Source organism: Lacticaseibacillus brantae DSM 23927 (assembly GCF_001436115.1).
Classification (GTDB): Bacteria; Bacillota; Bacilli; order Lactobacillales; family Lactobacillaceae; genus Lacticaseibacillus; species Lacticaseibacillus brantae.
The window spans coordinates 598,215-621,859 of sequence record NZ_AYZQ01000001.1 but is presented as its reverse complement, the minus strand read 5'-3'; the positions used below and the strand labels follow the sequence as shown (position 1 = coordinate 621,859).

The 23,645-nt window shown below is 48.0% G+C and carries 24 protein-coding genes; 23 read left to right on the top strand and 1 reads right to left on the bottom strand.

Annotated elements, in window-relative coordinates:
• Nucleotides 1-63: 63 nt before the first annotated feature.
• From FC34_RS03050 to trmB, 4 genes are all read left to right on the top strand, one after another.
• Complete coding sequence (locus tag FC34_RS03050) at nucleotides 64-792, top strand: ABC transporter ATP-binding protein (protein ID WP_057893907.1); 729 nt, start codon at nucleotides 64-66, stop codon at nucleotides 790-792.
• A gap of 3 nt (nucleotides 793-795) precedes the next feature.
• Nucleotides 796-2,004: an ABC transporter permease gene (locus FC34_RS03045; protein WP_057893906.1), complete on the top strand. Its 1,209-nt coding sequence runs from the start codon at nucleotides 796-798 to the stop codon at nucleotides 2,002-2,004.
• 127 nt (nucleotides 2,005-2,131) lie between these two features.
• On the top strand, nucleotides 2,132-2,887 hold the full coding sequence (locus FC34_RS03040; RefSeq protein WP_057893905.1) for a phosphotransferase family protein: 756 nt from the start codon (nucleotides 2,132-2,134) through the stop codon (nucleotides 2,885-2,887).
• Nucleotides 2,888-2,961: 74 nt separating this feature from the next.
• Nucleotides 2,962-3,615 (top strand): tRNA (guanosine(46)-N7)-methyltransferase TrmB, encoded by a 654-nt coding sequence (trmB, locus tag FC34_RS03035; RefSeq protein WP_057893904.1) that lies wholly within the window; start codon nucleotides 2,962-2,964, stop codon nucleotides 3,613-3,615.
• Here trmB and FC34_RS03030 read toward each other — a convergent pair.
• Nucleotides 3,596-3,904, bottom strand: coding sequence for a hypothetical protein (locus FC34_RS03030; protein WP_057893903.1), 309 nt, complete (start codon nucleotides 3,902-3,904; stop codon nucleotides 3,596-3,598). The genes trmB and FC34_RS03030 overlap by 20 nt on opposite strands.
• 107 nt (nucleotides 3,905-4,011) lie before the next feature.
• Here FC34_RS03030 and FC34_RS03025 point away from each other — a divergent pair, with 107 nt between their 5' ends.
• From FC34_RS03025 to FC34_RS02935, 19 genes are all read left to right on the top strand, one after another.
• The gene (locus FC34_RS03025; RefSeq protein ID WP_057893902.1) at nucleotides 4,012-4,332 is read left to right on the top strand and encodes a thioredoxin family protein; all 321 of its coding nucleotides are present in this window, start codon (nucleotides 4,012-4,014) and stop codon (nucleotides 4,330-4,332) included.
• Between the two features lie 21 nt (nucleotides 4,333-4,353).
• Nucleotides 4,354-4,998, top strand: coding sequence for a YtpR family tRNA-binding protein (gene ytpR, locus FC34_RS03020; RefSeq protein ID WP_057893901.1), 645 nt, complete (start codon nucleotides 4,354-4,356; stop codon nucleotides 4,996-4,998).
• Nucleotides 4,999-5,130: 132 nt separating this feature from the next.
• Complete coding sequence (locus FC34_RS03015; RefSeq protein WP_057893900.1) at nucleotides 5,131-7,257, top strand: DNA translocase FtsK; 2,127 nt, start codon at nucleotides 5,131-5,133, stop codon at nucleotides 7,255-7,257.
• A complete protein-coding gene (murC, locus tag FC34_RS03010; protein ID WP_057893899.1) occupies nucleotides 7,254-8,582 on the top strand; it encodes a UDP-N-acetylmuramate--L-alanine ligase in 1,329 nt (442 codons plus the stop codon). Before FC34_RS03015 ends, murC begins: the two co-directional genes overlap by 4 nt.
• 57 nt (nucleotides 8,583-8,639) lie before the next feature.
• Nucleotides 8,640-9,347 carry a Bax inhibitor-1/YccA family protein gene (locus tag FC34_RS03005; protein ID WP_057893898.1) on the top strand — a complete coding sequence of 236 codons (708 nt, stop codon included), beginning with the start codon at nucleotides 8,640-8,642 and terminating at the stop codon, nucleotides 9,345-9,347.
• Nucleotides 9,348-9,440: 93 nt separating this feature from the next.
• Complete coding sequence (polA, locus tag FC34_RS03000) at nucleotides 9,441-12,083, top strand: DNA polymerase I (RefSeq protein ID WP_057893897.1); 2,643 nt, start codon at nucleotides 9,441-9,443, stop codon at nucleotides 12,081-12,083.
• A 9-nt stretch (nucleotides 12,084-12,092) separates the two neighbouring features.
• A complete protein-coding gene (gene mutM, locus FC34_RS02995; RefSeq protein WP_057893896.1) occupies nucleotides 12,093-12,929 on the top strand; it encodes a bifunctional DNA-formamidopyrimidine glycosylase/DNA-(apurinic or apyrimidinic site) lyase in 837 nt (278 codons plus the stop codon).
• Nucleotides 12,926-13,525 (top strand): dephospho-CoA kinase, encoded by a 600-nt coding sequence (gene coaE, locus FC34_RS02990; protein ID WP_057893895.1) that lies wholly within the window; start codon nucleotides 12,926-12,928, stop codon nucleotides 13,523-13,525. Before mutM ends, coaE begins: the two co-directional genes overlap by 4 nt.
• A gap of 31 nt (nucleotides 13,526-13,556) precedes the next feature.
• Nucleotides 13,557-14,024 carry a transcriptional regulator NrdR gene (gene nrdR, locus FC34_RS02985; RefSeq protein WP_057893894.1) on the top strand — a complete coding sequence of 156 codons (468 nt, stop codon included), beginning with the start codon at nucleotides 13,557-13,559 and terminating at the stop codon, nucleotides 14,022-14,024.
• A gap of 72 nt (nucleotides 14,025-14,096) precedes the next feature.
• Nucleotides 14,097-15,449, top strand: coding sequence for a replication initiation and membrane attachment family protein (locus tag FC34_RS02980; RefSeq protein WP_057893893.1), 1,353 nt, complete (start codon nucleotides 14,097-14,099; stop codon nucleotides 15,447-15,449).
• Complete coding sequence (gene dnaI, locus FC34_RS02975; RefSeq protein WP_057893892.1) at nucleotides 15,433-16,359, top strand: primosomal protein DnaI; 927 nt, start codon at nucleotides 15,433-15,435, stop codon at nucleotides 16,357-16,359. Before FC34_RS02980 ends, dnaI begins: the two co-directional genes overlap by 17 nt.
• Nucleotides 16,360-16,657: 298 nt before the next feature.
• Nucleotides 16,658-18,634: a threonine--tRNA ligase gene (gene thrS / locus FC34_RS02970; RefSeq protein WP_057893891.1), complete on the top strand. Its 1,977-nt coding sequence runs from the start codon at nucleotides 16,658-16,660 to the stop codon at nucleotides 18,632-18,634.
• 271 nt (nucleotides 18,635-18,905) lie between these two features.
• Entirely contained in the window at nucleotides 18,906-19,619 is a 714-nt protein-coding gene (locus FC34_RS02965; protein ID WP_057893890.1) for a sortase domain-containing protein, read from the top strand.
• Between the two features lie 96 nt (nucleotides 19,620-19,715).
• A complete protein-coding gene (locus FC34_RS02960; RefSeq protein ID WP_057893889.1) occupies nucleotides 19,716-20,057 on the top strand; it encodes a hypothetical protein in 342 nt (113 codons plus the stop codon).
• A gap of 214 nt (nucleotides 20,058-20,271) precedes the next feature.
• A complete protein-coding gene (gene infC / locus FC34_RS02955) occupies nucleotides 20,272-20,778 on the top strand; it encodes a translation initiation factor IF-3 (protein ID WP_057894140.1) in 507 nt (168 codons plus the stop codon).
• Nucleotides 20,779-20,802: 24 nt separating this feature from the next.
• Nucleotides 20,803-21,003, top strand: coding sequence for a 50S ribosomal protein L35 (gene rpmI, locus FC34_RS02950; RefSeq protein WP_057893888.1), 201 nt, complete (start codon nucleotides 20,803-20,805; stop codon nucleotides 21,001-21,003).
• A 30-nt stretch (nucleotides 21,004-21,033) separates the two neighbouring features.
• On the top strand, nucleotides 21,034-21,390 hold the full coding sequence (gene rplT / locus FC34_RS02945; RefSeq protein WP_057893887.1) for a 50S ribosomal protein L20: 357 nt from the start codon (nucleotides 21,034-21,036) through the stop codon (nucleotides 21,388-21,390).
• 96 nt (nucleotides 21,391-21,486) lie between these two features.
• Nucleotides 21,487-22,374, top strand: coding sequence for an SDR family oxidoreductase (locus tag FC34_RS02940; RefSeq protein WP_057893886.1), 888 nt, complete (start codon nucleotides 21,487-21,489; stop codon nucleotides 22,372-22,374).
• Nucleotides 22,375-22,484: 110 nt separating this feature from the next.
• Complete coding sequence (locus tag FC34_RS02935) at nucleotides 22,485-23,588, top strand: alpha-hydroxy-acid oxidizing protein (protein WP_057893885.1); 1,104 nt, start codon at nucleotides 22,485-22,487, stop codon at nucleotides 23,586-23,588.
• Nucleotides 23,589-23,645: the final 57 nt, after the last annotated feature.

Genomic DNA, 23,645 nt, shown 5'->3' with positions numbered 1-23,645 from the left:
AGTCATTTGCTTAATATGCTATCATAACGGGGTAAGAAAAAACAGAATGATAGGAAGAGTTCAATGAGCTTAAAAGTCGAACATCTCACGGGTGGCTACGGCCAAGTCCCTGTAATTAAAGATCTCACATTCACGGTTCCCGACGGCAGCATTGTTGGGTTAATCGGGCTCAATGGGGCGGGGAAGTCAACAACCATTAAACATTTAATCGGTTTACTCAAACCGCAAGCCGGCACTATTAATCTCAATGATGTTGATTTAGCCGCCGATACTGATGCTTATCACCAACAAATGGCCTATGTCCCTGAAACCCCAGTCTTGTATCCAGAGCTCACTTTGCGCGAGCATATTGACTTGACGATTATGGCGTATAACCTTGATGCCAAAGCGGCGTGGGAGCGGGCCAACCAAATGCTCAAGACCTTCCGGCTAGATAACAAGCTCGATTGGTTCCCAGATAACTTCTCTAAGGGGATGAAACAGAAGGTCATGATTGTGACGGCCTTCATGACCAATGCGAAGCTATTCATTATTGACGAACCGTTCACCGGACTTGACCCGCTTGGGGTCCATGATCTAATTGAGATTGTGGAACAAAAGCGAGATGCTGGTGCTAGCATTCTAATGTCAACACACATTTTGGCCACAGCCCAACAATACGCGGACCGCTTCCTTTTATTAAATAATGGTGTGATTCGAGCGGACGGCACGTTGGCTGATTTAAAAGCCCAATTTAATCTGCCGAGTGCGGACTTGGATGAGATTTATTTGACGATGACGAAGGAGGACTAGCCCATGCTTGAACTCTGGAAATCTCGCGTCAGGACCCACCAGCAGCAACAGGCTAAGTATCTGCGATTGGTGTTTAATGACCATTTCGTCTTAGTTTTAATCATTTTGTTTGGGGCGGGGCTGTATGCCTATAGCCAGTTTATCCGCCAAATGTCCGTAGTGCCTTGGTGGTTGATACCTGGATTGGCATTAATTTTAACCATTGCTGCAACCTTCGGGCGGTTAGCCACCTTAGTCGAAGCGGCTGACCAAGTGTTCTTACTGCCGCAAGCGAAGAACTTTCTAAAGTACTTATTTAAGGCGCGGCGATACAGTATGGGCTTGCCGACAGTGGTCTTACTCTTGTTATCGGGTGCCAGTTGGCCGCTTCTGGCTAAACTTCATCAAGGCTGGCCGGCGTTGTTGACGTTAGCCATTGGCCTGCTGGTGTTTAAGGACGCCGATTTATGGATGCAACTGCTCATGCTCTATCGCGTCAAAGTCGCGCGGGGATTTAATCGGCTGACGTTGTTTGCGATTGTTTTCATCGCCGTTCTTCTTGGTTTATACCTGCACCCGGCTCTAACCATGATTCTGGCGTTGGGATTGGACGGTGTGATGCGGTGGCGGCTGGCAGACTGGTTTGCCACGGCGCCATTGGATTATGACGGGATGATTCAAAGTGAAAGTGATCGCATGGGTCGAATCTATCGCTTCTACAACCTGTTTACCGATGTGCCCGGGTTAAATGGGCAAGTGAAACGCCGAAAGTACTTGGATTGGCTAACGGCGTTTGTCAGCAAGAAACCGGCCAATACCTGGCGGTTCATTTATCTACGTGGTTTTCTGCGAGGGACTGAATACAGTGGTCTCTACATCCGGTTGACTGTGATTGGTGCCGTCATTTTAGCGCTGATCCAACAATGGTGGTTGGCGTTGTTACTCGGCATTGTCTTCATCTATTTGGTCGGGTTTCAACTGTTACCTTTCTATTACCAATACGATGAAATTATTTTTACGCACCTATTCCCAGTGGGCCAAGCCCAGAAGCAACGAAGTTTTCAACGGCTTGTCGCTGTTTTATTAGGCTTAGAGACCGTGATTTTTGCCGCCGCTGCGCTGATTGTTGGCCAATGGCTGACAGCAGGTGCAATCGGTTTGGCCGGGCTGGTTTTTGTTGCCGCATTTACTTGGTGGTACTTACCATTGCGATTTAACACACTACGCAAATAGACCGGTGGGCTAACTTTGTATATCTGTACTTGACGCTGGGTCAGGACACCAGTAGTATTTATGTATAGTTCTGCGCGTACTGCGCCAATCGGCCAGTCCCGAGCACCTAAGTAAGGGAGTTTCGCCTATGGATTTTGATTTGAATGCTGGATGGTCCATCGAACCTGCGGGCGGGACAACTGGTAGTGCATACCTCGGGATTTATGCCCACGAGAAATTCTTTTTAAAACGCAATGCGTCGCCTTTCTTGGCGGCATTATCAGTGGAGGGGATTACCCCAAAGCTTATTTGGACCAAACGCATTGTGACTGGGGACGTCCTGACAGCTCAAGAATGGCTGAATGGGCGAACGTTAACGCGAGAAGAGATGGGGATGCCACGCGTGCCAGGACTATTGGCGAAAGTTCACCACTCAAAACTGTTGGAGCGAATGTTAGCCAAGGTTGGTGGTCAGCCACTCGACCCGAGGCATTTTCGTGATCAGGTCATGCACGCGCTGCCTGAATCCGTCAAGCAGCAACCGGTAGTCGTGGCCGCTTTAGCGCAAACACAAGTGGCCCCAAGTGTGCCTGAGTTTCGGGCGACGCATGGGGACTTGAGTCACAAGAACTGGTTGCTGTCTGATAATGACATTTTGTACCTGGTCGACTGGGATCAAGCCATTTTAGCGGATGTTGCTTACGACCTAAGTGAAATCTTGGTGGATTACATTCCTGTTAATCAATGGGGGGCTTGGCTGGACCATTATGGGCTGCCATTGACCCAATCATTACGCCAGCGTTTGATTTGGTATGGGCAACTCCATCTTTTACGGACGTTTGGCACGCCACAGTGCCAAGAAACTGCTGCACTGCAGCGATTGGACGAACTGAATCATCTTTAGAGATTGTTAATCACACATGAAAAATCAACGGGGTAGCGACTGCGGTCACCGCCCCGTTGTTTACTGGAGGAAATATGCGTTTACGAAACAAGCCATGGGCAAAGCCATTGATTAAGGCTCATGAAGCAATGATTATGGTGACCCCAGAGGGCATGCAAGGTCAATGGCAGGATCGTTTTGCCAACCATCAGCCTTTATTCTTAGAAGTAGGCTCTGGTAAGGGGCAATTCATTATTGAAATGGCCAAAGCCCACCCGGAACAGAATTTTATTGCATTGGAATTGCAAGAAGCCGCTGTCGGCATGATACTAAAAAAGCAAATTGAGCTTGAATTGCCCAATTTGCAATTGATTCTTGGCGATGGAGCCAATTTGACGGAATATTTTGCCCCCGGCGAAATTTCCGGGGTCTTCTTGAACTTCTCAGATCCTTGGCCAAAGACACGCCATGAGAAGCGGCGTTTGACTTACAAAGATTTCTTGGCCCAGTATCAAGCAATCATGACACAAGAGGCGAGCTTACAGTTCAAAACTGACAACCAAGGTCTGTTTGAATACTCACTCGTCAGCATGAATAACTATGGCATGGTTTTTGACTTTGTGGCGCTTGATTTGCATAACGATGCGCGGGTGAGCGACAACATTGAGACTGAATATGAACAGAAATTCAGTGCCAAAGGTGGTCGCATTTACGAATTAGTTGCTCACTTTAAGCCAACCGTTGACTAGCTAAGATCGTGCCTTTGGCAGAAATAATGATGCTATACTGCTGCAAGCCGGTTTCAGTTTCGCGTGTCACACCGGCGTAGTAAGCTGGAATGTCGTGGTGGTGCACCTCAAATGGCTTGGGGTCGTGATCAATCCAGGCGCCTGCGATGGGCCCGTCAACGAGAAAGTCTTGTTTGATTTGGTTCAGCAATGCTTTAGGGCGTGTGTAATGCACATAACGATGATGGGCTTGAATCGCGATGGCCGCACCAATGGCGGCAACAGTTGTTATAATAATCGGTTTTTTCATGGGTAAGCCTCCTTGCGTTTAGTATACTCGCCTAGGACTTAATGACCATTGTCAAAGCCCTAAGAAATGCTTATACTTACTTTTAGATAGTGAAAGGAAGTGTCGTCTTGAAACAATTTAAGTCAGATGCGGAAATCATGGCTGAAACCAAGACGCCGGGGAAGAAAGTTCTCTTCTTCTCGGCAGGATGGTGCTCTGATTGCGCGTTTATTAAACCAGCGATGCCAGACATTGAAGCAGAATATCCAGACTATGAATTCATTGCAGTCGATCGAGATGAGAATATTGAAGTGGCCCAAGACATGGCAGTCTTTGGTATTCCAAGCTTCATTGCTTTTGACAATGGAAAAGAAATTGGCCGGTTTGTTAATAAAGACCGCAAAACTAAACAACAAGTTGAAAGTTTCATGAATGGCTTAAATGCTTAGTAAGATAATGGAGGAAGTTAATTGTTAATTACAAGTTATAACCCAGACGCTTTAGGTGATACCCTTGTGGCCATTGTTGGGCCTGATCAAGCAAGTCAAACCAGTCAACAAGTCGGCGATATTGTCGCGATTGTTGGCGCTGACGGCCAACCAGTCGGCTATAATTTTTTTAATGTCAGCCAATATCTTGGCCAATTGAATGGCAATGGGCAGATTACGTTGACAGCAGAACAAGTCGAGAAGTTAAATGGGGCCATTAAAGCTGCCGGGTTGCCAGGTGAATTAACAGTTGATGACCAACCAAAGTTTGTCATTGGTAAAATTACTGCTTTTGAAGATCATCCAGATTCAGATCATTTGCACATTGCTCAAGTTGATGTGGGTAGTCAAACGCTGCAAATAGTTGTTGGTGCGCCTAATGCTGAATTGGGTGAAACTGTGGTGGTCGCATTGCCCGGTGCAATGATGCCTAGCGGTAAAATTATCTGGCCTGGAGCTCTGCGAGGTGTGGCTTCAAGTGGCATGTTGTCTAGTGCGCGCGAATTAGCCATCCCTGGTGCGCCTCAAAAGCGCGGCATTTTGTTAATGCCCGAGCAACTCGCTGCAGGGACCCCGTTTGACTTCGACAAAGCAGCGAAAGTCGTCGCTGCTCAGAATCAAGCGTAAACTCGATGACAAAGTCGTAATCCTAGTTTGTGATTACGGCTTTTTTTGCGGGCTGAATTTTCTGCTGGGCCTCAAAGCCCGCCAGGAATATGCTAAAATGAAAACAGTAGTTTTTTTGAAAGGAAGATCGTCATGGATCATTACGATGGCCCGGCATTTCTGCGACGGCACCCGGAGGAACCTGTTTCGCCTTCAAAGCCCCAGAAGCCTCACCCACAGCCAGAAACTAAGTCGGATCCAACCAACGGCAATTACCGTTCAGTCGATCCACTGAAGCAATTCAGCACTCCAAGAAGTGTTCAAAATCGATATGGTCGCAAACACCAAACCATTGATTATACAGCGATTAAGGCGGCACTTAGACGCGACGACACGATGGTCTATCTTTTTACGGATGAACCGGCGACCGAGGATGCGCCTGTCACTTCACACAGTGCGCCCTTGAAGCCTGCTGCGGATCCAATCAGTCCTGTGCAAACTGAAGCCAGCGCTCCTGCCAGCTCGCTGGTCGAGCCTGAACCGATTACACCCGCAGCGCCAGTGGAAGCGGCCACGACAGAATCCTCGCAAGCTGTCATTGAGCCCCCGACGACGACAATTGTCGCTGATGTGACGCCAGCTGCGCCGCCAAGCGCAAGGACTATTAGCCAAGCATTTCGCGCTTTTCGTGCGCAAAAGAGTAAACAATTGCCACCAGCTCGAGAGACGCAACCAGCTGATTCGGAGCCACCGATTGATCAGCCCGTGGCACCGCCGACTAAACCCGAGGCCCCAGCAGTGCAAGACATTGTGCCAGAGCCTGATACTCAGACCGCGTCACGTGGTTACGAATTTCCATCTATGGATTTGTTATCTAGTCCAGTTAAACCTGATGCAGCCACCCAAGAAGCGTGGGTTGAACAACAACAGGCCCGATTGGACGACACACTTCAGGCTTTTAACGTGGATGGACATGTTGTTGATTACACTGTTGGCCCCACTGTGACGCAATTTCAAGTGGCTCTGGCAAGCGGTGTGAAGGTTAATAAAATCACAAATTTGAATGATGATTTAAAACTAGCCTTGGCAGCTCGGGATATTCGGATTGAAGCGCCTATCCCGGGCAAGCGGACAGTAGGCATTGAAATTCCTAATCTCAAGCCACGGCCAGTTATGCTCAAAGAAGTCCTCGCCTCGGATGCTTTTCGAGAGGCTAAATCGCCATTAACAATTGCATTGGGTGTGAATTTGTTCGGCCAACCCGTCATCGCCAACATCGGCAAAATGCCCCATGGCCTGATTGCGGGCGCGACTGGCTCAGGGAAGTCAGTCTTCATCAACAGCTTGTTAACGTCACTGCTTTATAAAGCCACACCCCAAGAAGTGCGTTTACTGTTGATTGATCCTAAAGCTGTCGAATTGGCTCCGTATAACGGCTTGCCACACTTGGTTTCACCCGTTATTTCCGATGCTAAGGCCGCAGCTGCGGCCTTGAAATGGGCCGTGGATGAAATGGAGAATCGATATGAACGCTTGGCTGCAGCTGGCGTTCGTAATCTCGAACAATACAACGACAAAGCGCGGGAACGTGGCGATTTTGGCCTGGTATTGCCGTATATTGTCATTATCATTGATGAATTGGCGGACTTGATGATGATTGCGGCCAGCGAAGTGCAAGATCACATTGCCCGGATCACCCAAAAGGCCCGCGCCGCTGGTATCCACTTGATTGTTGCCACCCAACGGCCAAGTGTTGATGTCATCACGGGGACGATTAAGAATAATATTCCGACTCGGCTGGCTTTCATGGTTGCCAGTCAGGTTGATTCACGCACTATCATCGACCAAAATGGTGCCGAGCGCCTACTTGGCCGAGGCGACATGCTGTTCTTAGGCAGTGGTGCCAGCCAGCCTATTCGATTACAAGGGACATTTGTGGATGAAGAAGTGACTGCAGTGGTGGACTTTGTAAAGCGCCAGCAACGAGTCAGTTATTTATTTCAACCGGACAAATTGGTCCAAGCGGCCAATGAAGCCGAATCGCAAGATGAACTGTTTCCAGACGTTTTGAACTATCTCGCAACGGAAGACACCATGTCGACCTCCAAGTTGCAGCGCGCATTTTCAATTGGCTACAACCGCGCCGCCAATATGATTGATGAACTAGAAGCCAAGCACCTCATTTCACCGGCTAATGGGGCTAAACCCAGAGATGTCTATCTGACGCCGGCTGATTTAAATCACGATGCAAATGAAGAAAAGGGGAACGAGACGCAATGACAGACTCAACATATTATTTTATCGGGATTAAAGGTTCAGGGATGAGTGCTTTGGCACTGGTCGTTCACGACTTGGGTAATACCGTTTTGGGGAGTGATATCACCCAGTACACCTTTACCCAACGTGGGCTGGAACAGGCTGGCATTCAAATCCTGCCATTTGATCCAGCAAATTTGAAAGCTGGCTACACTGTCATTGCCGGTAATAGTTTCACTGATGATCATCCCGAAATTGCTAAGGCGCGCGAAATGGGCCTGACAATCTATCGCTATCATGACTTCTTGGGCAAATTGCTGGAGGAGTACACCAGTATCGGTGTCGCTGGGGCCCATGGGAAAACCAGCACCACGGGCTTGTTGGCTCACACCCTTGGTGGCGTGGCAAAAACGAGTTATCTGATTGGGGATGGAAGCGGGAAGGGTATTCCCGGCTCACAATTCTTCGTTTTTGAGGCAGATGAGTATCGGCGTCACTTCTTGGCTTACCATCCTGATTACTTGATTATGACGAATATCGATTTTGACCACCCAGACTACTACACTGGGATTGAAGACGTCTATGATGCCTTTGAAACCGAGGCTAAACAAGTCAAAAAGGCCATTTTCGCCTGGGGGGACGACCCTTGGTTGCGTCAACTCAAAGTCAACGTTCCCGTGTACTATTATGGGGTGAGTGATAAAGATGATTTCGTGGCTAAAAATGTCAGCCGAACGACCAATGGGAGCAGTTTCGATGCGTTCTTCCACAATGAACTCATTGGCCATTTCTCAGTGCCATTGTTTGGCGAGCACAGCGTCTTGAACGCCCTGGCCGTTGTTGCAGTGAGCCATATGGAGAAGCTTGATTCCGAATTGATCGCCAATGAATTGGCAAGTTTCGAAGGGGTTAAGCGGCGGTTCTCTGAGAAGAAAGTCGCTGATATGGTGATTATTGATGACTATGCCCACCATCCAAGTGAAATTAAGGCAACATTGGATGCTGCTCGTCAGAAATATCCGGACAAGGAATTAGTGGCCGTTTTCCAACCCCACACCTTCTCCCGGACCATTGCTTATATGGATGATTTTGCCAAAACGTTAGATCAAGCTGATGAAGTGTTCTTAACGAATATCTTCAGTTCCGCGCGCGAAAAATCTGGCAAGGTGAGCGCTGAAGATCTCGGTGCCAAAATTACCCACGGCGGGCGCGTAGTCCAATTGGATGACATGTCACCATTGTTAGACTATCATGATGCCGTAGTGGTCTTTATGGGTGCGGGCGATGTCCAAAAATATGAGAATGCTTATGAAGAGTTACTCAGCAATCTCAGTCCTAAGACCAACTGACAAACAGGTCGAAAGTCGATATAATGAGGACAATCAACCAGTGAAAGGATGATTTCTATGCAAGAACAACCACGTGTTGTGAATGAAGACGCTGGCTTAATCAGTTTCTTTGGCCGGGTCTATACCCACATGGGCCTTGGTTTAGGACTGACTGCGCTGGTCAGTTACTTACTAGGCTTTGTGTTTAAGACGCAATATCTGAATTTTTTGGGCCAGAACCGCTGGGCACAATGGGTCTTTCTGTTGTTACCATTTGCCATGGTCCTCGGCATTAGTGGTCGGCGGGCGCAACGAAGCTCGGCCTTTGCCGCAACCATGTTTTACGCGTTATCGGCGGCGTACGGGCTGACATTCTCGCTGATTTTGCAATTTTACTCTGCAGCCAATATTGCGGTTGCCTTCGCGACAACTGCGGTGGTCTTTATCGTGATGTCCATGGTCGGCCGATTTGGCAAACGGGACTTGAGTAAAGCAGGCTCGATTGCCAGTGCGGCGTTAATTGGGATCATCATTATGAGCATCGTGAACATTTTTATGCATTCGGGTCCCATTCAAATGTTGATTTCTTATGGGATTTTGATTGTGTTCATCATTTTGACCGCTTGGGACACCCAGAACTTGAAGAAACTTTATTACCAAGTTGGGGATTCAGGTGCGCTGAATATGAATTCTATTGCCGTTCAAGGCGCTTTGATGTTGTACTTGGACTTCATTAATTTGTTCATGTCCATCTTGCAAATTTTTGGCGGCAGTAACAAGGATTAATGCGCAAACAAACTCGCTGTGGCTCAAATGGGCCACGGCTTTTTTGTGCCCTTAATTCTGGTACAATAAAGGCAAAGACAAGGGGGAAATTGCATGGCTGCAACCAAATTATTACTTATTGACGGGAACTCAGTGACGTTCCGCGCCTTTTTTGCCCTATATTCCCAACTCGATCGCTTCACGAACGGGGCGGGCTTACATACGAATGCTATTTATGGCTTTAACAACATGCTTGATGTGCTCTTAAAAAACGAACAACCCGATGCCGTGCTTGTCGCGTTTGACGCCGGCAGCAAAACTTTCCGGACCAAAGAATACGCCGACTATAAAGATGGCCGGGCCAAGACTCCATCAGAATTGTTGGAACAGATTCCGTATATTAAACAGCTCCTTGAAGCACGAGGCATCAAGCACTATGAACTACCAGATTATGAAGCCGACGACATAATTGGCACCACAGCCGCACGGGCCGATGCAGCTGGCTGGACGACAACGATTGTGACGGGCGATCGTGATTTAACCCAACTGACGACTGATTCGACCACAGTGCAAGTGACAGTCAAAGGCGTCAACGAACTCGAAGCCTATACGCCTGCACATGTGAAGGAAAAGCTTGGCATCACACCCGATCAAATCGTGGATCTCAAGGGACTGATGGGAGACACCTCAGATAATTATCCTGGGGTGACCAAGATCGGAGAGAAGACGGCACTTAAACTCTTGCAACAATTTGGCACGATTGACAATCTGTACGCCAATCTTGATGATCTCAAAGCCAGCAAGATGAAAGAAAACCTCATCAATGACAAGGCCAATGCCCTGATGAGCCGCGAATTAGCGCGGATTCTTCGCGATGCGCCTGTCACGGTTCAATTAGATGAACTCGATTATATGGGAGACCAGATTGATGCCCTCCGCGCCTTATATACAGAACTTGAAATGCGGTCCTTCTTGGCCAAATTAGGTGGTAGTTCAGCCGCTGATAAACCACAAACGCCGGTCGAATACACAGTGGTCGATGACCAAAGTATTGCCGATGTAGTCAAGCTAACCGGGCCAGTCACCTTTGAGCTGGAAATGTTGGGTGACAATTACCATACGTCTGAAGCATTTGGGTTCTTTATTGGTAATGCAAACGTGACGTATGTCAGCACGGATGTGAGTCTACTGACGCTACCAGCTGTGAAAGATTGGCTGGAAGCTCAGGCGCTGTGTGTCTTTGATAGCAAACGCAATTATGTTGCGGCAACGCATCTTGGGCTTACCCTCACCAACATCGACTTTGATGTCTTGTTAGCCTCTTATTTGTTGAACCCTGATGACAACAGCAATGATTTAGGGAAAATCGCCTCTGAACATGATTACTTTGATTTGCCAATGGACGAAGATGTTTATGGTAAAGGAGCCAAGCGTTCCGTCCCAGAAGATGATGTTCTTTTCTCACATTTTGCTCGTAAGTCTGCGGCAATGTTGGCTTTGCAACCACACTTACTTGAAGACCTCAAGTCGCAAGACCAGGCAGATCTTTTTACCAATATGGAAATGCCACTGGCGCGGGTGTTGGCTAAGATGGAAATTGCTGGGATTACCCTAGATCAACCCACCCTCAAGAAAATGGGCGGTGAATTTGAACAGACAATGAAGGTTCTGGAAGAGAAAATTTTTGCTGAGGCGGGGGTGAAGTTCAATCTGAATTCACCTAAACAACTCGGCGAGATTCTCTTTGAGAAGTTGAATTTGCCAGTCATCAAAAAGACAAAGACCGGCTATTCAACCAGCGTCGATGTGTTGGAGCAATTGAAGTCCGCCAGTCCAATTATCCAGGATATTCTTGATTATCGGACGATTTCAAAAATTCAATCGACTTACGTCACTGGCTTGCTCAAAGCCGTGCTGCCAGACGGTAAGATTCATACCCGGTATCTCCAAACGTTAACGCAAACCGGTCGGCTGTCATCGGTTGATCCAAACATGCAGAATATTCCTGCCCGCGATGAGGGTAAACAAGTGCGGTACGCCTTTGTACCCTCACATCCTGACTGGCAGATTTTCTCGTCAGACTATTCCCAGATTGAATTGCGAGTGTTAGCTCACATCTCTGGGGATCCAAACATGCAAGAAGCCTTTCGTGAAGATCGGGATATCCATGCCAATACGGCCATGAATATCTTTAACTTGGACTCACCTGATCAGGTGACGCCTGATATGCGGCGCCAAGCCAAGGCAACGAACTTTGGGATTGTCTATGGCATCAGTGACTATGGATTGTCGCAGAATATCGGCATTACCCGGGCCCAAGCCAAGGCCTTCATTGATGGCTATTTTGCCCAATATCCATTGGTTAAAACGTATATGGATAATATGGTCAAGCAAGCCCGGGAGAACGGCTATGTTGAGACCCTGTTCCATCGGCGCCGCTACTTGCCACAAATCCATTCCCGGAATTTCAATCTGCGCCAATTTGCCGAACGAACGGCGATGAACACGCCAATTCAAGGGAGTGCGGCAGACATCATTAAAGTGGCTATGATTCGAATGGATAAGGCGTTAGCTGATGCTGGTTTGCAGGCAAAAATGTTATTACAGGTGCACGATGAATTGATTTTTGAAGCGCCGACGAGTGAGTTGGAGACTTTATCAAGCTTAGTTCCGAAAATCATGGACTCAGCGGTTGATTTAGCGATCCCATTAAAAGTGGAGAGCCACTTTGGCCCCACTTGGTTTGACGCCAAATAGGAGAGAAGAATGCCAGAATTACCAGAAGTTGAAACCGTCCGGAAGAGTTTGGCCCCCTTAATTATCGGCAAGCAGATTAAACAGGTCGGCACGGATTGGCCCAAGATTCTGATCAATGGTTTGCCTGCTTTCCATAAGGCTTTGATTGGGACCACAGTAATTAATATTGATCGGCGTGGGAAGTACCTCTTATTGCGCTTCAGCGACGAGCGAACTGTTGTCAGCCATTTACGGATGGAAGGTAAATATGAGCTAGTGGCCAATAGCCGGCAGCCTAAAGACAAGTTCGTTCATGTTTGGTTTACCTTCACAGATGGGACTCAGTTGCGGTACCGGGATATGCGTAAATTTGGGCGGATGCAGTTAGTGGCGACAGGTACCGAGAACCAAGTCGTCCCTGGCTTAGCCAAAATCGGTCCTGAACCGACCGCCGCTACCTTTACCGTGGCTGACTTTCAGCAGCGACTGAGGCGGCATCACAAGCCGATTAAGTCGGTGATTTTGGATCAAAGTGTGGTCGCTGGTGTGGGCAATATCTATGCCGATGAAACGCTCTGGTTGGCCAAAATTCACCCGGAAACTCCGGCGAATCGGTTGACATTGACTGAAGTGACAGCGTTACACGACGCCATTATTACCGAACTTGCCGCCGCAATTGCTGCCGGGGGAACGAGTGCCCATACTTATGTCGATGCGCAAGGCAATCGCGGCAGTTTCCAAGACCATCTACATGTCTACGATCGGGAAGGGACGCCTTGTGATCGTTGTGGAACTATCATTGAAAAAATTAAAGTTGGACAACGCGGCACTCACTTCTGTCCATTTTGTCAGAAGGTGCACCAATGACCTATGTCTTAGGCTTAACCGGCGGCATTGCCACAGGTAAATCGACGGTTGGACAGATGTTTGCCCAAGCAGGGATACCAGTGATTGACGCCGACCAAATTGCGCGTCAAATTGTCGAACCCGGGATGCCAGCGCTCAACGAAGCTGTGGCTCACTTTGGCCCACAAATTCTGCAAGCAGACGGCCACCTAAATCGCCAAGTGTTAGGTCAGATCGTTTTCCACGATCCTCAGGCCTTAGCAGCACTTAATGCCATTAACCGGCCGTATTTACGCCAAGCAATCACGCACGCTTTGACCGAGGCAACCGCGACCGGCGCGCCACTTGTGGTGGGCGAAATTCAGCTGCTTTTCGAGGCTAATTACACTGAAGTCTTTGATGGGGTGGCGGTCGTTGTGACTGACGCTGCCACGCAACTGACGCGATTAATGCACCGCAACCAGTTGGATGAAACAGAAGCCAAGGCCCGAATCGCTGCCCAAATGGCGTTGACCGACAAAGTTAAACTTGCAGATTTCGTGATAGATAATGGGGATGGCCTTGAAGCCACTCGAGCGCAAGTTTTAGCGTTAATCGCACAGCTGACTGTGCTATAATGAATTATCAAAATAGATAGAGGGTGGATGTGTGCAGTGCCCACATTGTCATCACAATAGTTCGCGAGTGGTCGATTCCAGGCCTACTGATGGCGGCCGGGCCATTCGCCGTCGCCGAGAATGCGAGAATTGTGGTTTTCGCTTCACAACGTTTGAACGCGTTGAACAAACACCGTTATTAGTCATTAAAAAAGATGGTACCCGTGAAGAATTTAATCGCGAGAAGATCCTCAAAGGGCTTATCCGTGCTGCGGAGAAGCGGCCAGTGACAATGGAACAAATGCAAGGCATTGTCGACACCGTTGAGAATCGCTTGCGCGCCATTGGTGAAAATGAAGTCTCTAGTCAAGCAATTGGTGAGTATGTGATGAACAAGCTCGCTGATGTGGATGATGTGGCTTACATTCGTTTCGCCAGTGTTTACCGGCAATTTAAAGATATGTCAGTCTTCATGAAAGAATTACAAGACATGATGGACAAGAAACCAAACGCCAAATGACGTTTGACCATGCAGGGCTGGACGCCACTTTTGTGCGCTTCAGCCCTATTCTTATGAGAAAGGATGCTTGCCATGCAACGACCACAGACCTTTATGGCCCAAGATGATTACCTCATCACTCAAGCAACGTATTTGAGTGATTTTGATCAGAAAGTAGCGCTTCAGTTATATCAACCGCTCGTTGGGCCAGTTGCCTTGGCGCTGTACCTAACCTTATGGCAAGAAGTGACGCCGCATCCCGTGTTGACCGATCGAACACCGCAAACCCGGTTGCTTGATTTATTGCATATCAATATTGATGAGCTCTTTGAAGCGCGGAGTCGTTTGGAAGCAGTGGGGTTGCTCAAGACTTATACCCAGACTGATGCCTTGAGTCGGTTTTACGCTTATGAACTCTACGCCCCAGTGAGTCCCGACCGTTTCTTTGCCGACGATTTGCTTGGCCTCGTGTTGTTTGATACGGTTGGCGAAACGCGCTATGGGGAATTACTCGATGCCTTTGCATTACAGAATGTTCGCCGGCGCGATTGGCAGGATGTCTCGGCTAGCTTCTTGGATGTCTTCTCAGTCAAGAATCCGATTGCGCAACCACCACTCGTGGCCGAGGGGAAAGAACAAGTGAACCAAAAGCCGGTGCCTACAGTGTCACTAGGCCAATCCAGTGGTTATGACTGGGATTTGTTGGGTAGCTTGTTAAGTAAGTCTAACCTCAAAGCGGGAGAATTGGCGAAACATCAGCGGGCACTCTACCAATTGGCAAGCTTTTACGGGCTCGCCCCAGTTGATTTTGCCCGTTACATTGAAGCAGCTACGAGCGTTGTTACCGGGGAACTTTCTTTGAGTGATTTGCGGCGCCAAGTGGAACAAGCCTTTGCCGGTCAGAAGCAGTTGGCACCGAAGCCTGTGGCCACCAAGGTAGCCGTTGAAGATGCTGATCAGGATTTACTTCAGCGAGCCAAAAGTCTACCCATTCGTGAATTTATCACGGCGACGAAACAAGCTAAGAATAGTCGGATGTTTCCAAGTCGCAACGAAATCAGTGCGTTGATGGGGTTACAACACCGCAATGTTTTCGACGATGCGACGATTAATATCCTTGTTGATCATCTGCTGAGTGATCATGACAATATCAATCAGGCGCTGCTTGACGCGGTGGCCAATAGTTGGCTTAAAGAAGACGTGGCGTCTCCGGAACAAGCGTTGGCGCAAATTCATCAGTATCGCAATAACACGCAACCCGCTAAGTCAAAACGCACGCGGGCACGCGCCGGCCAGCGGCAAGAAGCCAAGCCAAAATGGCTGACCGACGGCTACGTGCCACAAACTGAAGAAGTAAGTCCTGAAATGGCAGCGAAGCTTAGAGAGCAACAGGCTGCCTTGAATGCACTGGAAAAGGGAGGGAACGACGATGGAAGACATGCATGAGTATCTGCAAAAGTTGATGGATCAACGGCAAATGCGCAGCAACTATAATCAGATGATGCAGCAGGCATTAAAGGATCCGCAGGTGCAAACGTTTTTGAACGAGAACGCTGATGCCTTGGCGTCTGATGCCATTGAAAAGGGCGCAGCCAAGATTTATGAATTTGTCTCAGAACGGGATAAGATTGCGGCCGGCCAACAGCCGTTTGCCCCCGGTTATCGCCCTCAGTTGCTCGTGTCAAATCGACTCATTGATATTACCTACGTCCCAACGGAAGCAAAGGTAGCCGCAGATGAGGCCCGTGAAGAAGCAAATTTAGTCACGGCGATTAATATGCCTAAATCGATTGCAAATGCCAGCCTGCGCACGTATGATTTCACCAATCGTACCCAAGCCTTGCTGATGGCAAATGATTTCTATTTGGCTCAAATCAGTGATCCCAAAGCCTTTCATCAAGGCCTGTTCCTCACTGGTCCATTTGGGGTGGGGAAGACCTATCTGCTTGGCGCCATTGCCAATGATCTGGCTAAGCAAGGCCAGGCCACCACACTGCTGCACTATCCCACATTCACGGTGGATATGAAGAATGCTATTGGTCAGAATCAAGTGACACCGATGCTCAATCGCGTCAAGAATGCACCAATTTTGATGCTGGACGATATCGGGGCTGAATCAATTAGTCCGTGGATTCGCGACGACGTCTTGGGTGTGATCTTGCAATATCGGATGCAAGAAGAATTGCCAACATTTTTCTCGTCCAATAAGACAATGGATGAGTTGGCAGGTTTTCTTGCGGGGAATGATCGCGGCGATGATGAAGCGGTCAAGGCTCAGCGCATCATGCAGCGAATTCGCTTCTTGAGCCAAGAAGTGGTCGTTGGCGGTGAGAATCGCCGGTTAGGCAACCAATAATCGGTGAAATTGGTTGGGCAGGCTTGCACCAATTTTTTGATTGTGGTTTAATCAGGTTATCGAAGACGAAAGCAAAAAAGGATAACCACCCAGAGAGTTTAGCAGTGCTGAAAGCTAGACATGTTAATCCGCACCACTTTCCGAGATATGCCGCAAGGCCCAAGCCCTCAGGTTACGAGGAAAGAGTGGAAGGCATTAGCCTTCAAGCTGGGTGGAACCGCGAAGAAATTCGTCCCTGATGTCAATTTTTTGACGTCAGGGATTTTTTGTTTTCAAAAAAGAAAGGGAGTAACTACATATGGCATTAGAATTAATTTTTCCAGATGGCTCCGCACATTCATTCCCTGAAGGGACAACAGTGAAAGCTGTTGCTGACAGTATTAGTAATAGTTTAAGTAAGAAAGCTGTTGCCGGGAAACTTGACGGTGCACTGATTGACTTGAACTTGCCAATTACCGAATCTGGTGCGGTTGAGATTGTCACCAAAGACTCTGATGATGGCTTGCGTGTCTTATGGCAAACTGGCGCCTTTGTTTTAGCGGCTGCGTTAAAAGAGCTGTACCCAAACATTCATTTCGGGCAAGGGGCAGCAATTGAGGATGGTTTCTACTACGATACTGACCGTGAAGATGGTCAAGTTTCTGAAGACGATTTAGAAACTATTGCGCAACGGATGCAGAAGTTAGTTAAGGCGAACGCTGCCTTGAAGCCAGTCACATTGAGTCGGGCCGAAGCTTTTGAAATGTTTAAAAACGATCCTTACAAGAAACAATTAGTTGAAGCCGCTGGCGATCCAATCCAAGGCTACCAGTTGGGTGATTTCGTTGATTTTGAATCTGGTGTCTTGGCACCAAGTATCAGCGTGCTTAACCACTTCAGCCTTTTGTCAGTTGCGGGGGCATATTGGCAAGGTAAGTCATCAAATCCAATGTTACAACGGATTTACGCGACGGCTTACTACAAGGAAGCTGACTTACAGGCGGATGAAATTCGTCGCCAAGAAGCCCGTGACCGTGATCATCGGAATATCGGCCGCGATTTAGATTTATTCTTTGTTGACCCTGAAGTCGGCGCCGGCTTGCCTTACTGGATGCCAAATGGTGCGACTGTACGGCGGACAATCGAACGCTACATCGTCGACAAAGAAGTGGCTGATGGTTATCAACACGTCTATACACCAGTTTTGGCGAACCTTGATCTTTACAAAACTTCTGGCCACTGGGATCACTATCGTGAAGACATGTTCCCACCAATGGACATGGGCGATGGCGAAATGCTTGAACTACGGCCAATGAACTGTCCAAGTCATATCCAAATTTACAAGCACCACATTCGCTCGTATCGTGAATTGCCATTGCGGATTGCCGAATTAGGGATGATGCACCGTTATGAAAAGTCTGGGGCCCTCTCAGGCTTGCAACGGGTACGGGAAATGACCTTAAACGATGGCCATACCTTTGTGGCACTGGATCAAGTGCAAGAAGAATTCAAGAAAATTCTTGCTTTGATTATGGATGTCTACAAAGACTTCAATATCAATGACTACACCTTCCGTTTGAGCTATCGTGACCCAGCCAACACCGACAAGTACTTTGCCGATGATGAAATGTGGGAACGCAGCCAAACCATGTTGAAAGGCGCTATGGACGATATGGGCTTGGACTATTACGAAGCAGAAGGCGAAGCCGCTTTCTATGGTCCTAAGTTGGACATTCAAACCAAGACCGCCCTTGGGAACGAAGAAACCATGTCTACCATCCAATTAGACTTCATGCTGCCAGAACGGTTTGAACTCAGTTATGTGGGTAACGACGGTCAAGAACACCGGCCTGTCATGATTCACCGTGGGATTGTTGGGACGATGGAACGTTTCATCTCTTACCTGATTGAAATGTACAAGGGTGCTTTCCCAACCTGGTTGGCACCAACTCAAGCTGTGCTGATTCCGGTTAACTTGGACTTGCACATGGATTACGTTAAAGATATTCAACAAAAGATGATTGACGCAGGCTTGCGGGTCCGCGTCGATGATCGCAACGAAAAGATGGGTTACAAGATTCGGGAAGCCCAAACGCAGAAGGTGCCATACACCGTCGTGGTTGGGGATAAGGAAATGGCTGATGCTGCGGTTTCTGTCCGCAAATATGGTGAAGCCAACGCCGAAGAAGAAGCAGCGAACATGTTTATTGATTCTGTAGTGGCTGACGTGAAGAACTATAGCCGCAACGGGGAGTCCAAGTCCGGCGATATGGAAGCTGAACTCGAAAATAAGTAAGCTCACTGCCTCAAATAACTTCAATTATTTTTCTAATTTTGAGTAAAAGAACGACGTTATCGTATCCATGAAAATGGACGCGCATGACGTCGTTCTTTTTAATTTAACTGAGAAAATCGAGCGCGCGAAATGACCGTTATGACGCCAACTTTACACTATTAATAAATTTAAAAATTATAACTTTAGGTTGTCCTTAATAACGCTGGAAAAACATTCCTCAACCCCATATACTTAAATTAGCTGCTGAATGTGTAAGTAAGGAGTGTAAGTAATGAAGCGAGGTCTTATGAGCTTGATTGCTGCAGCAGCATTTTTATTTATTGGCTTTCTGGGGGGAAAGCCAGTCGCTGCGGCATCAATTCCCGCAGTTTCCAGCGTCGCGACTGTCAACTACGTACCGGGTTATGGTATTGCAGTTTGGCAGCGTCCTGGTCAGCAGTTAACTGGTAAGTATTTAGCCGATGGCACACGGTGGCGCGTTTTTGCGTCCACCTACGTCAACGGTCGTTATTGGTACAATCTTGGTGGGAACCAATGGATTGATGGTAAGTATTTGAAGCTCGGTGTCGTTAATGGCGGCACCGGTGGCGCAGCCGTGAATTTCTTAGGCTTGACCACGCCAATCATTGAGGGCGATCGATCCATTGTGGATGCACCGCCTGCCAATATTGCTCAAACCTGGGGTGGGGCCACGCACTTGGCCGTCAACGATGGTTTATCAACCCACTTGGTGGCGCACGATGGCGCATCAAATTTTGATTCAGTCAAACGTTTGAAGGTTGGCGATGCGGTGACTGTCCTGGATAGTCAGTCGCAGGAGAAAACCTATCGCGTTTACCGCGTTGCCGATGTTGATGATTACGGTAATGACCAGGCAACTGGACAGAACCTGTGGTCAGCAATTGTTGACGCGAACCAAGGTGAGCAGATTGTGCTACAAACATGCATCAGTGATACAATCAATCGCATTGTCTGGGCACATTAATATGTCAGTATTCAGCAGCTACGAGGGTCTTTCTGACGAAGGACTCTTTTTTTGTTATAATAAGGGCCAGATTGAAAGCAGCTGGAGGGATTTGATTTGGGATTAATCATTAACCTGTGGGGGTCGTGGTTGGTTATCTATATCGCGACACGGTTTCTGACAGGCTTTGGCATGTCTGCGCTAATCATTTTGTTAGCCAACGGCCGGCGCACCTTGCCCATGACAAAACGAAAAATCCAGGCCTTGGTCTATGGGTCAATCGTGGTTTCAGCTGCACTGACCTGGTTTTTAGCCGATGTTTGGTTCAGTTTCATTGAATTTCAACCAGTCTGGATTGGGGTGGTCGGGAGCCTAGGCCTTCTGGCTTTATCCCTGTGGGATCGGTATCGGAAGAACCGCGAGCAATTGGCCACATTGCGCAAAAAGTTACCTAAGTAAGCTGAGTTGCCAAACAGCCTTGACGGACGCGCTTTGAGCGTGTATAGTATTAGACATTGAGAAAACAAGCAGAAGTTCCCGCTTCTCGCCTAAGTCATTAGACCGCTAGGCTTATAACGTACGGTATATAACAAGCGGCGGGGCAATGTGTCCGGCCGCTTTCTGCATTTTCTCGGACTAAACCTGGAGGTGAACAACCATAGCAAAAGATATGATGGTAAACGATGGGATTCGCGCCCGTGAAGTACGGTTGATCGCGCAAGACGGCGAACAACTCGGTGTGAAGAGTACCCAAGACGCACTTGCCCTTGCTGACGCTGCTAATTTGGATGTGGTCTTAGTTGCCCCAACAGCCAAACCACCAGTTGCCCGGATCATGGATTACGGGAAGTATCGTTTTGAATTGCAAAAGAAACAACGCGATGCGCGCAAGAAGCAAAAGACAATCAGTATCAAAGAAGTGCGGTTAAGTCCAACCATTGAACAAAACGACTTCCAAACGAAGTTGAACAATGCAATCAAGTTCCTGGGTAAAGGGGATAAGGTCAAAGCATCTGTTCGCTTTAAGGGTCGTGCGATTACGCATAAAGAAATCGGTCAAAAAGTTCTTGAACAGCTGGCCGAAGCCACAAAGGATATTGCCACCGTTGAATCTCGTCCGAAGATGGACGGTCGGAGCATGTTCTTGATGTTGGCGCCAAAGGCTGAAAAAGAAAATTAATTCGTAAGCTCTAGGAGGAAAATCATGCCAAAATTTAAGACTCACCGTGCATCTGCAAAACGGTTCAAGCGTACCGGTTCTGGTGCTTTGAAGCGCGGTCACGCGTACACATCTCACCGTTTCCACGGTAAGACGAAGAAGCAACGTCGCCAATTACGCAAATCAGCATTGGTATCCCACTCAGATATGAAGCGGATTCGTCAAATGCTTACCTACATGAAGTAATTTTAGATTTAATTTGAGGAGGAATTTCTAATGCCACGTGTAAAAGGTGGAACTGTCACTCGTAAACGTCGTAAAAAGGTTTTAAAGCTCGCTAAGGGCTATCGTGGAGCAAAGCATTTACTGTTCAAGTCTGCTAACTCCCAAGTCATGGTGTCATACCGGTACGCATTCCGCGACCGTCGCGCTAAGAAGCGTGATTTCCGTCGCCTTTGGATTGCTCGGATTAACGCTGCGGCTCGTATGAACGATATGTCATACAGCAAGTTGATGCACGGTTTGAAGTTAGCTAATGTTGACATGAACCGTAAGATGCTCGCTGATCTTGCTATTTCCGATCCTGAAAGCTTCACAGCTTTGACCGAAACTGCCAAGAAGGCTTTAGCATAAAAAAATAAGCTTAGTCATGACCTTTGGGTTGTGTCTAAGCTTTTTTTGTGCAATTTTTTGGTCTTTGGGTAAGATTGAGCCAAGGAGATGAGGCGCATGAAAATAGTTCTGACTGGCGGACTCGGGCATATTGGCCCACATTTGATGCGGCAGCTGGCCCAGGATCATGATGTGGTGATGATTACGACCAATCCGAATCATAGGCAACAAATACAGGCCCTTGGGGTCACCCCATTATTGGGAAATCTGACCGATCCGGAGTTTTTGAACCGCGCATTGGTTGGCGCTGATGCGGTATTTTTGATGTTAGCAGGCCACAGTCCTGATGAAGTCGCACTCAATCCAGTCGCATTTGGTCACTCGCAGGGGAAGATATTTGCGCAGGCGATTAATGCTAATCGTGTGGCCCGGGTCGTCTATCTCAGCAGTTTGGGCGCTGAATTAAACGATGACCAGAGCGGCTTCTATGTCCATCGCCTGATTGAAGCGGCCTTAAACCAAACACATGCCGCAGTCACATTTGTGCGCCCAGGCTACTTTTATAATGACTTTTTTGAATTCGCGCCGAAATTACGGGCGCAGCAATTAGCGGCCAATTTCTCCGATCAGGAGCAAATCTTATTCGCTGCCCCAGAGGATGTGGCACCAGTCATCGGCCATAATCTGATAGCACCGACTGGCGAGCAGACTGTTTATGGCGTTAGCGATGTGGTTACAGGGGCCCAAATTGTCGCCGGCTTGAAACAGGTGCTGTCCATGCCACAATTGAATTGGCAAATGTTAACTGACGCGGCTTTCAGACAGTGGTTGATTCAAAACGGTGCTACGCCAGATTTTGCCCGCCAACAAGTCGCAATGTGGGCCTATCATCGCGCGGGGAGAATCAATCAAAGCTTCTGGGCGAGTCATTCGGCACTGCTGCCCACCAAATTTAGCCACTTTGCCGGCAACTTTGCCAAGCGATTCGAACAAAAACTGATTTAAGCATATTTAAAATTTGCAACCGGTTTCATCACGTGATAACATGAGCTTGTAATCAAGTGGACAATACTTAATTGTTCGCAATTAAAATGTTAAAAAAGGTGGTAATAAGCATGGCAGAAGAATACAAGACCAGTTCCGCAGAGAATCCTTTGAATGTTATTAATGTTTATGATTTGGAGAAGGAAGCGGCTAATGTCATTCCAGCAGGCGGCTACGGTTATATTAGTAGCGGTGCTGCCGACCTGTATACCATTCAAGAGAATATTAAAGCTTTCAACCATAAGTTGGTCGCGCCTCGGGTTCTGCAAGACATTGCTTTTCCACCTGACGTTTCAACGACTTTCTGGGGTGACAAGTTGACCTCCCCAATTATCATGGCGCCAGTTGCGGCCCACAAGCTTGCCAATACACAAGGTGAAGCGGCTACCGCGAAGGGTGTCAGTCGTTACGGGACAATCTTCACAATCAGCTCTTTTGCTTCAGAAACCTATGAGGCTCAAGCTGCCCAAGCTAATGGTCAACCTCAGTGGTTCCAGTTGTATCAAAGTAAGGACGATAACGTCACCAGGCAAATGTTGGATGTTGCCAAGAAGAATGGCGCTAAAGCCATTGTCCTGACTGCTGATGCAACTGTTGGCGGCTACCGTGAAGCTGATAAGCGCAACGGCTTTACTTTCCCAGTTGGTTTACCAATTGTGCCATATCAAGATGGCGTGGATCAAACCATGGACAACGTCTACAAGTCAGCGAAGCAAGCTTTAAGCCCACGTGATGTGGCCTTCATTAAGGACTATTCTGGCCTACCTGTTTTTGTCAAAGGGGTTCAAACCGCTGAAGATACCGAATTAGCAATTGCCGCTGGCGCTGACGGGATTTGGGTTTCTAACCATGGCGGCCGCCAACTCGACGGCGGTGTCGCATCATTTGATGCTTTGCAGGTTGTGGCCAAGGCCAACCGCAAGCGCGTGCCAATCGTCTTTGATTCAGGGGTCCGTCGCGGGATGCACGTCTTCAAAGCTCTGGCTTCTGGTGCTGATTTAGTTGCGATTGGCCGGCCAGTCATCTATGGCTTAGCTTTGGGCGGTAGCCAAGGTGTTGAGGCGGTCTTCAAGGAACTCGAAAATGAGCTCTTGATCGCCATGCAATTGACAGGCAGCCACAATATTGAAGAAGTCAAAGCGACAAACCTGATTGACAATCGCTTTGCAGATTAATTAAAAAAAGGATGCGACAAAACCAAGTAGTCTTGTCGCATCCTTTTTGTGTGGCCA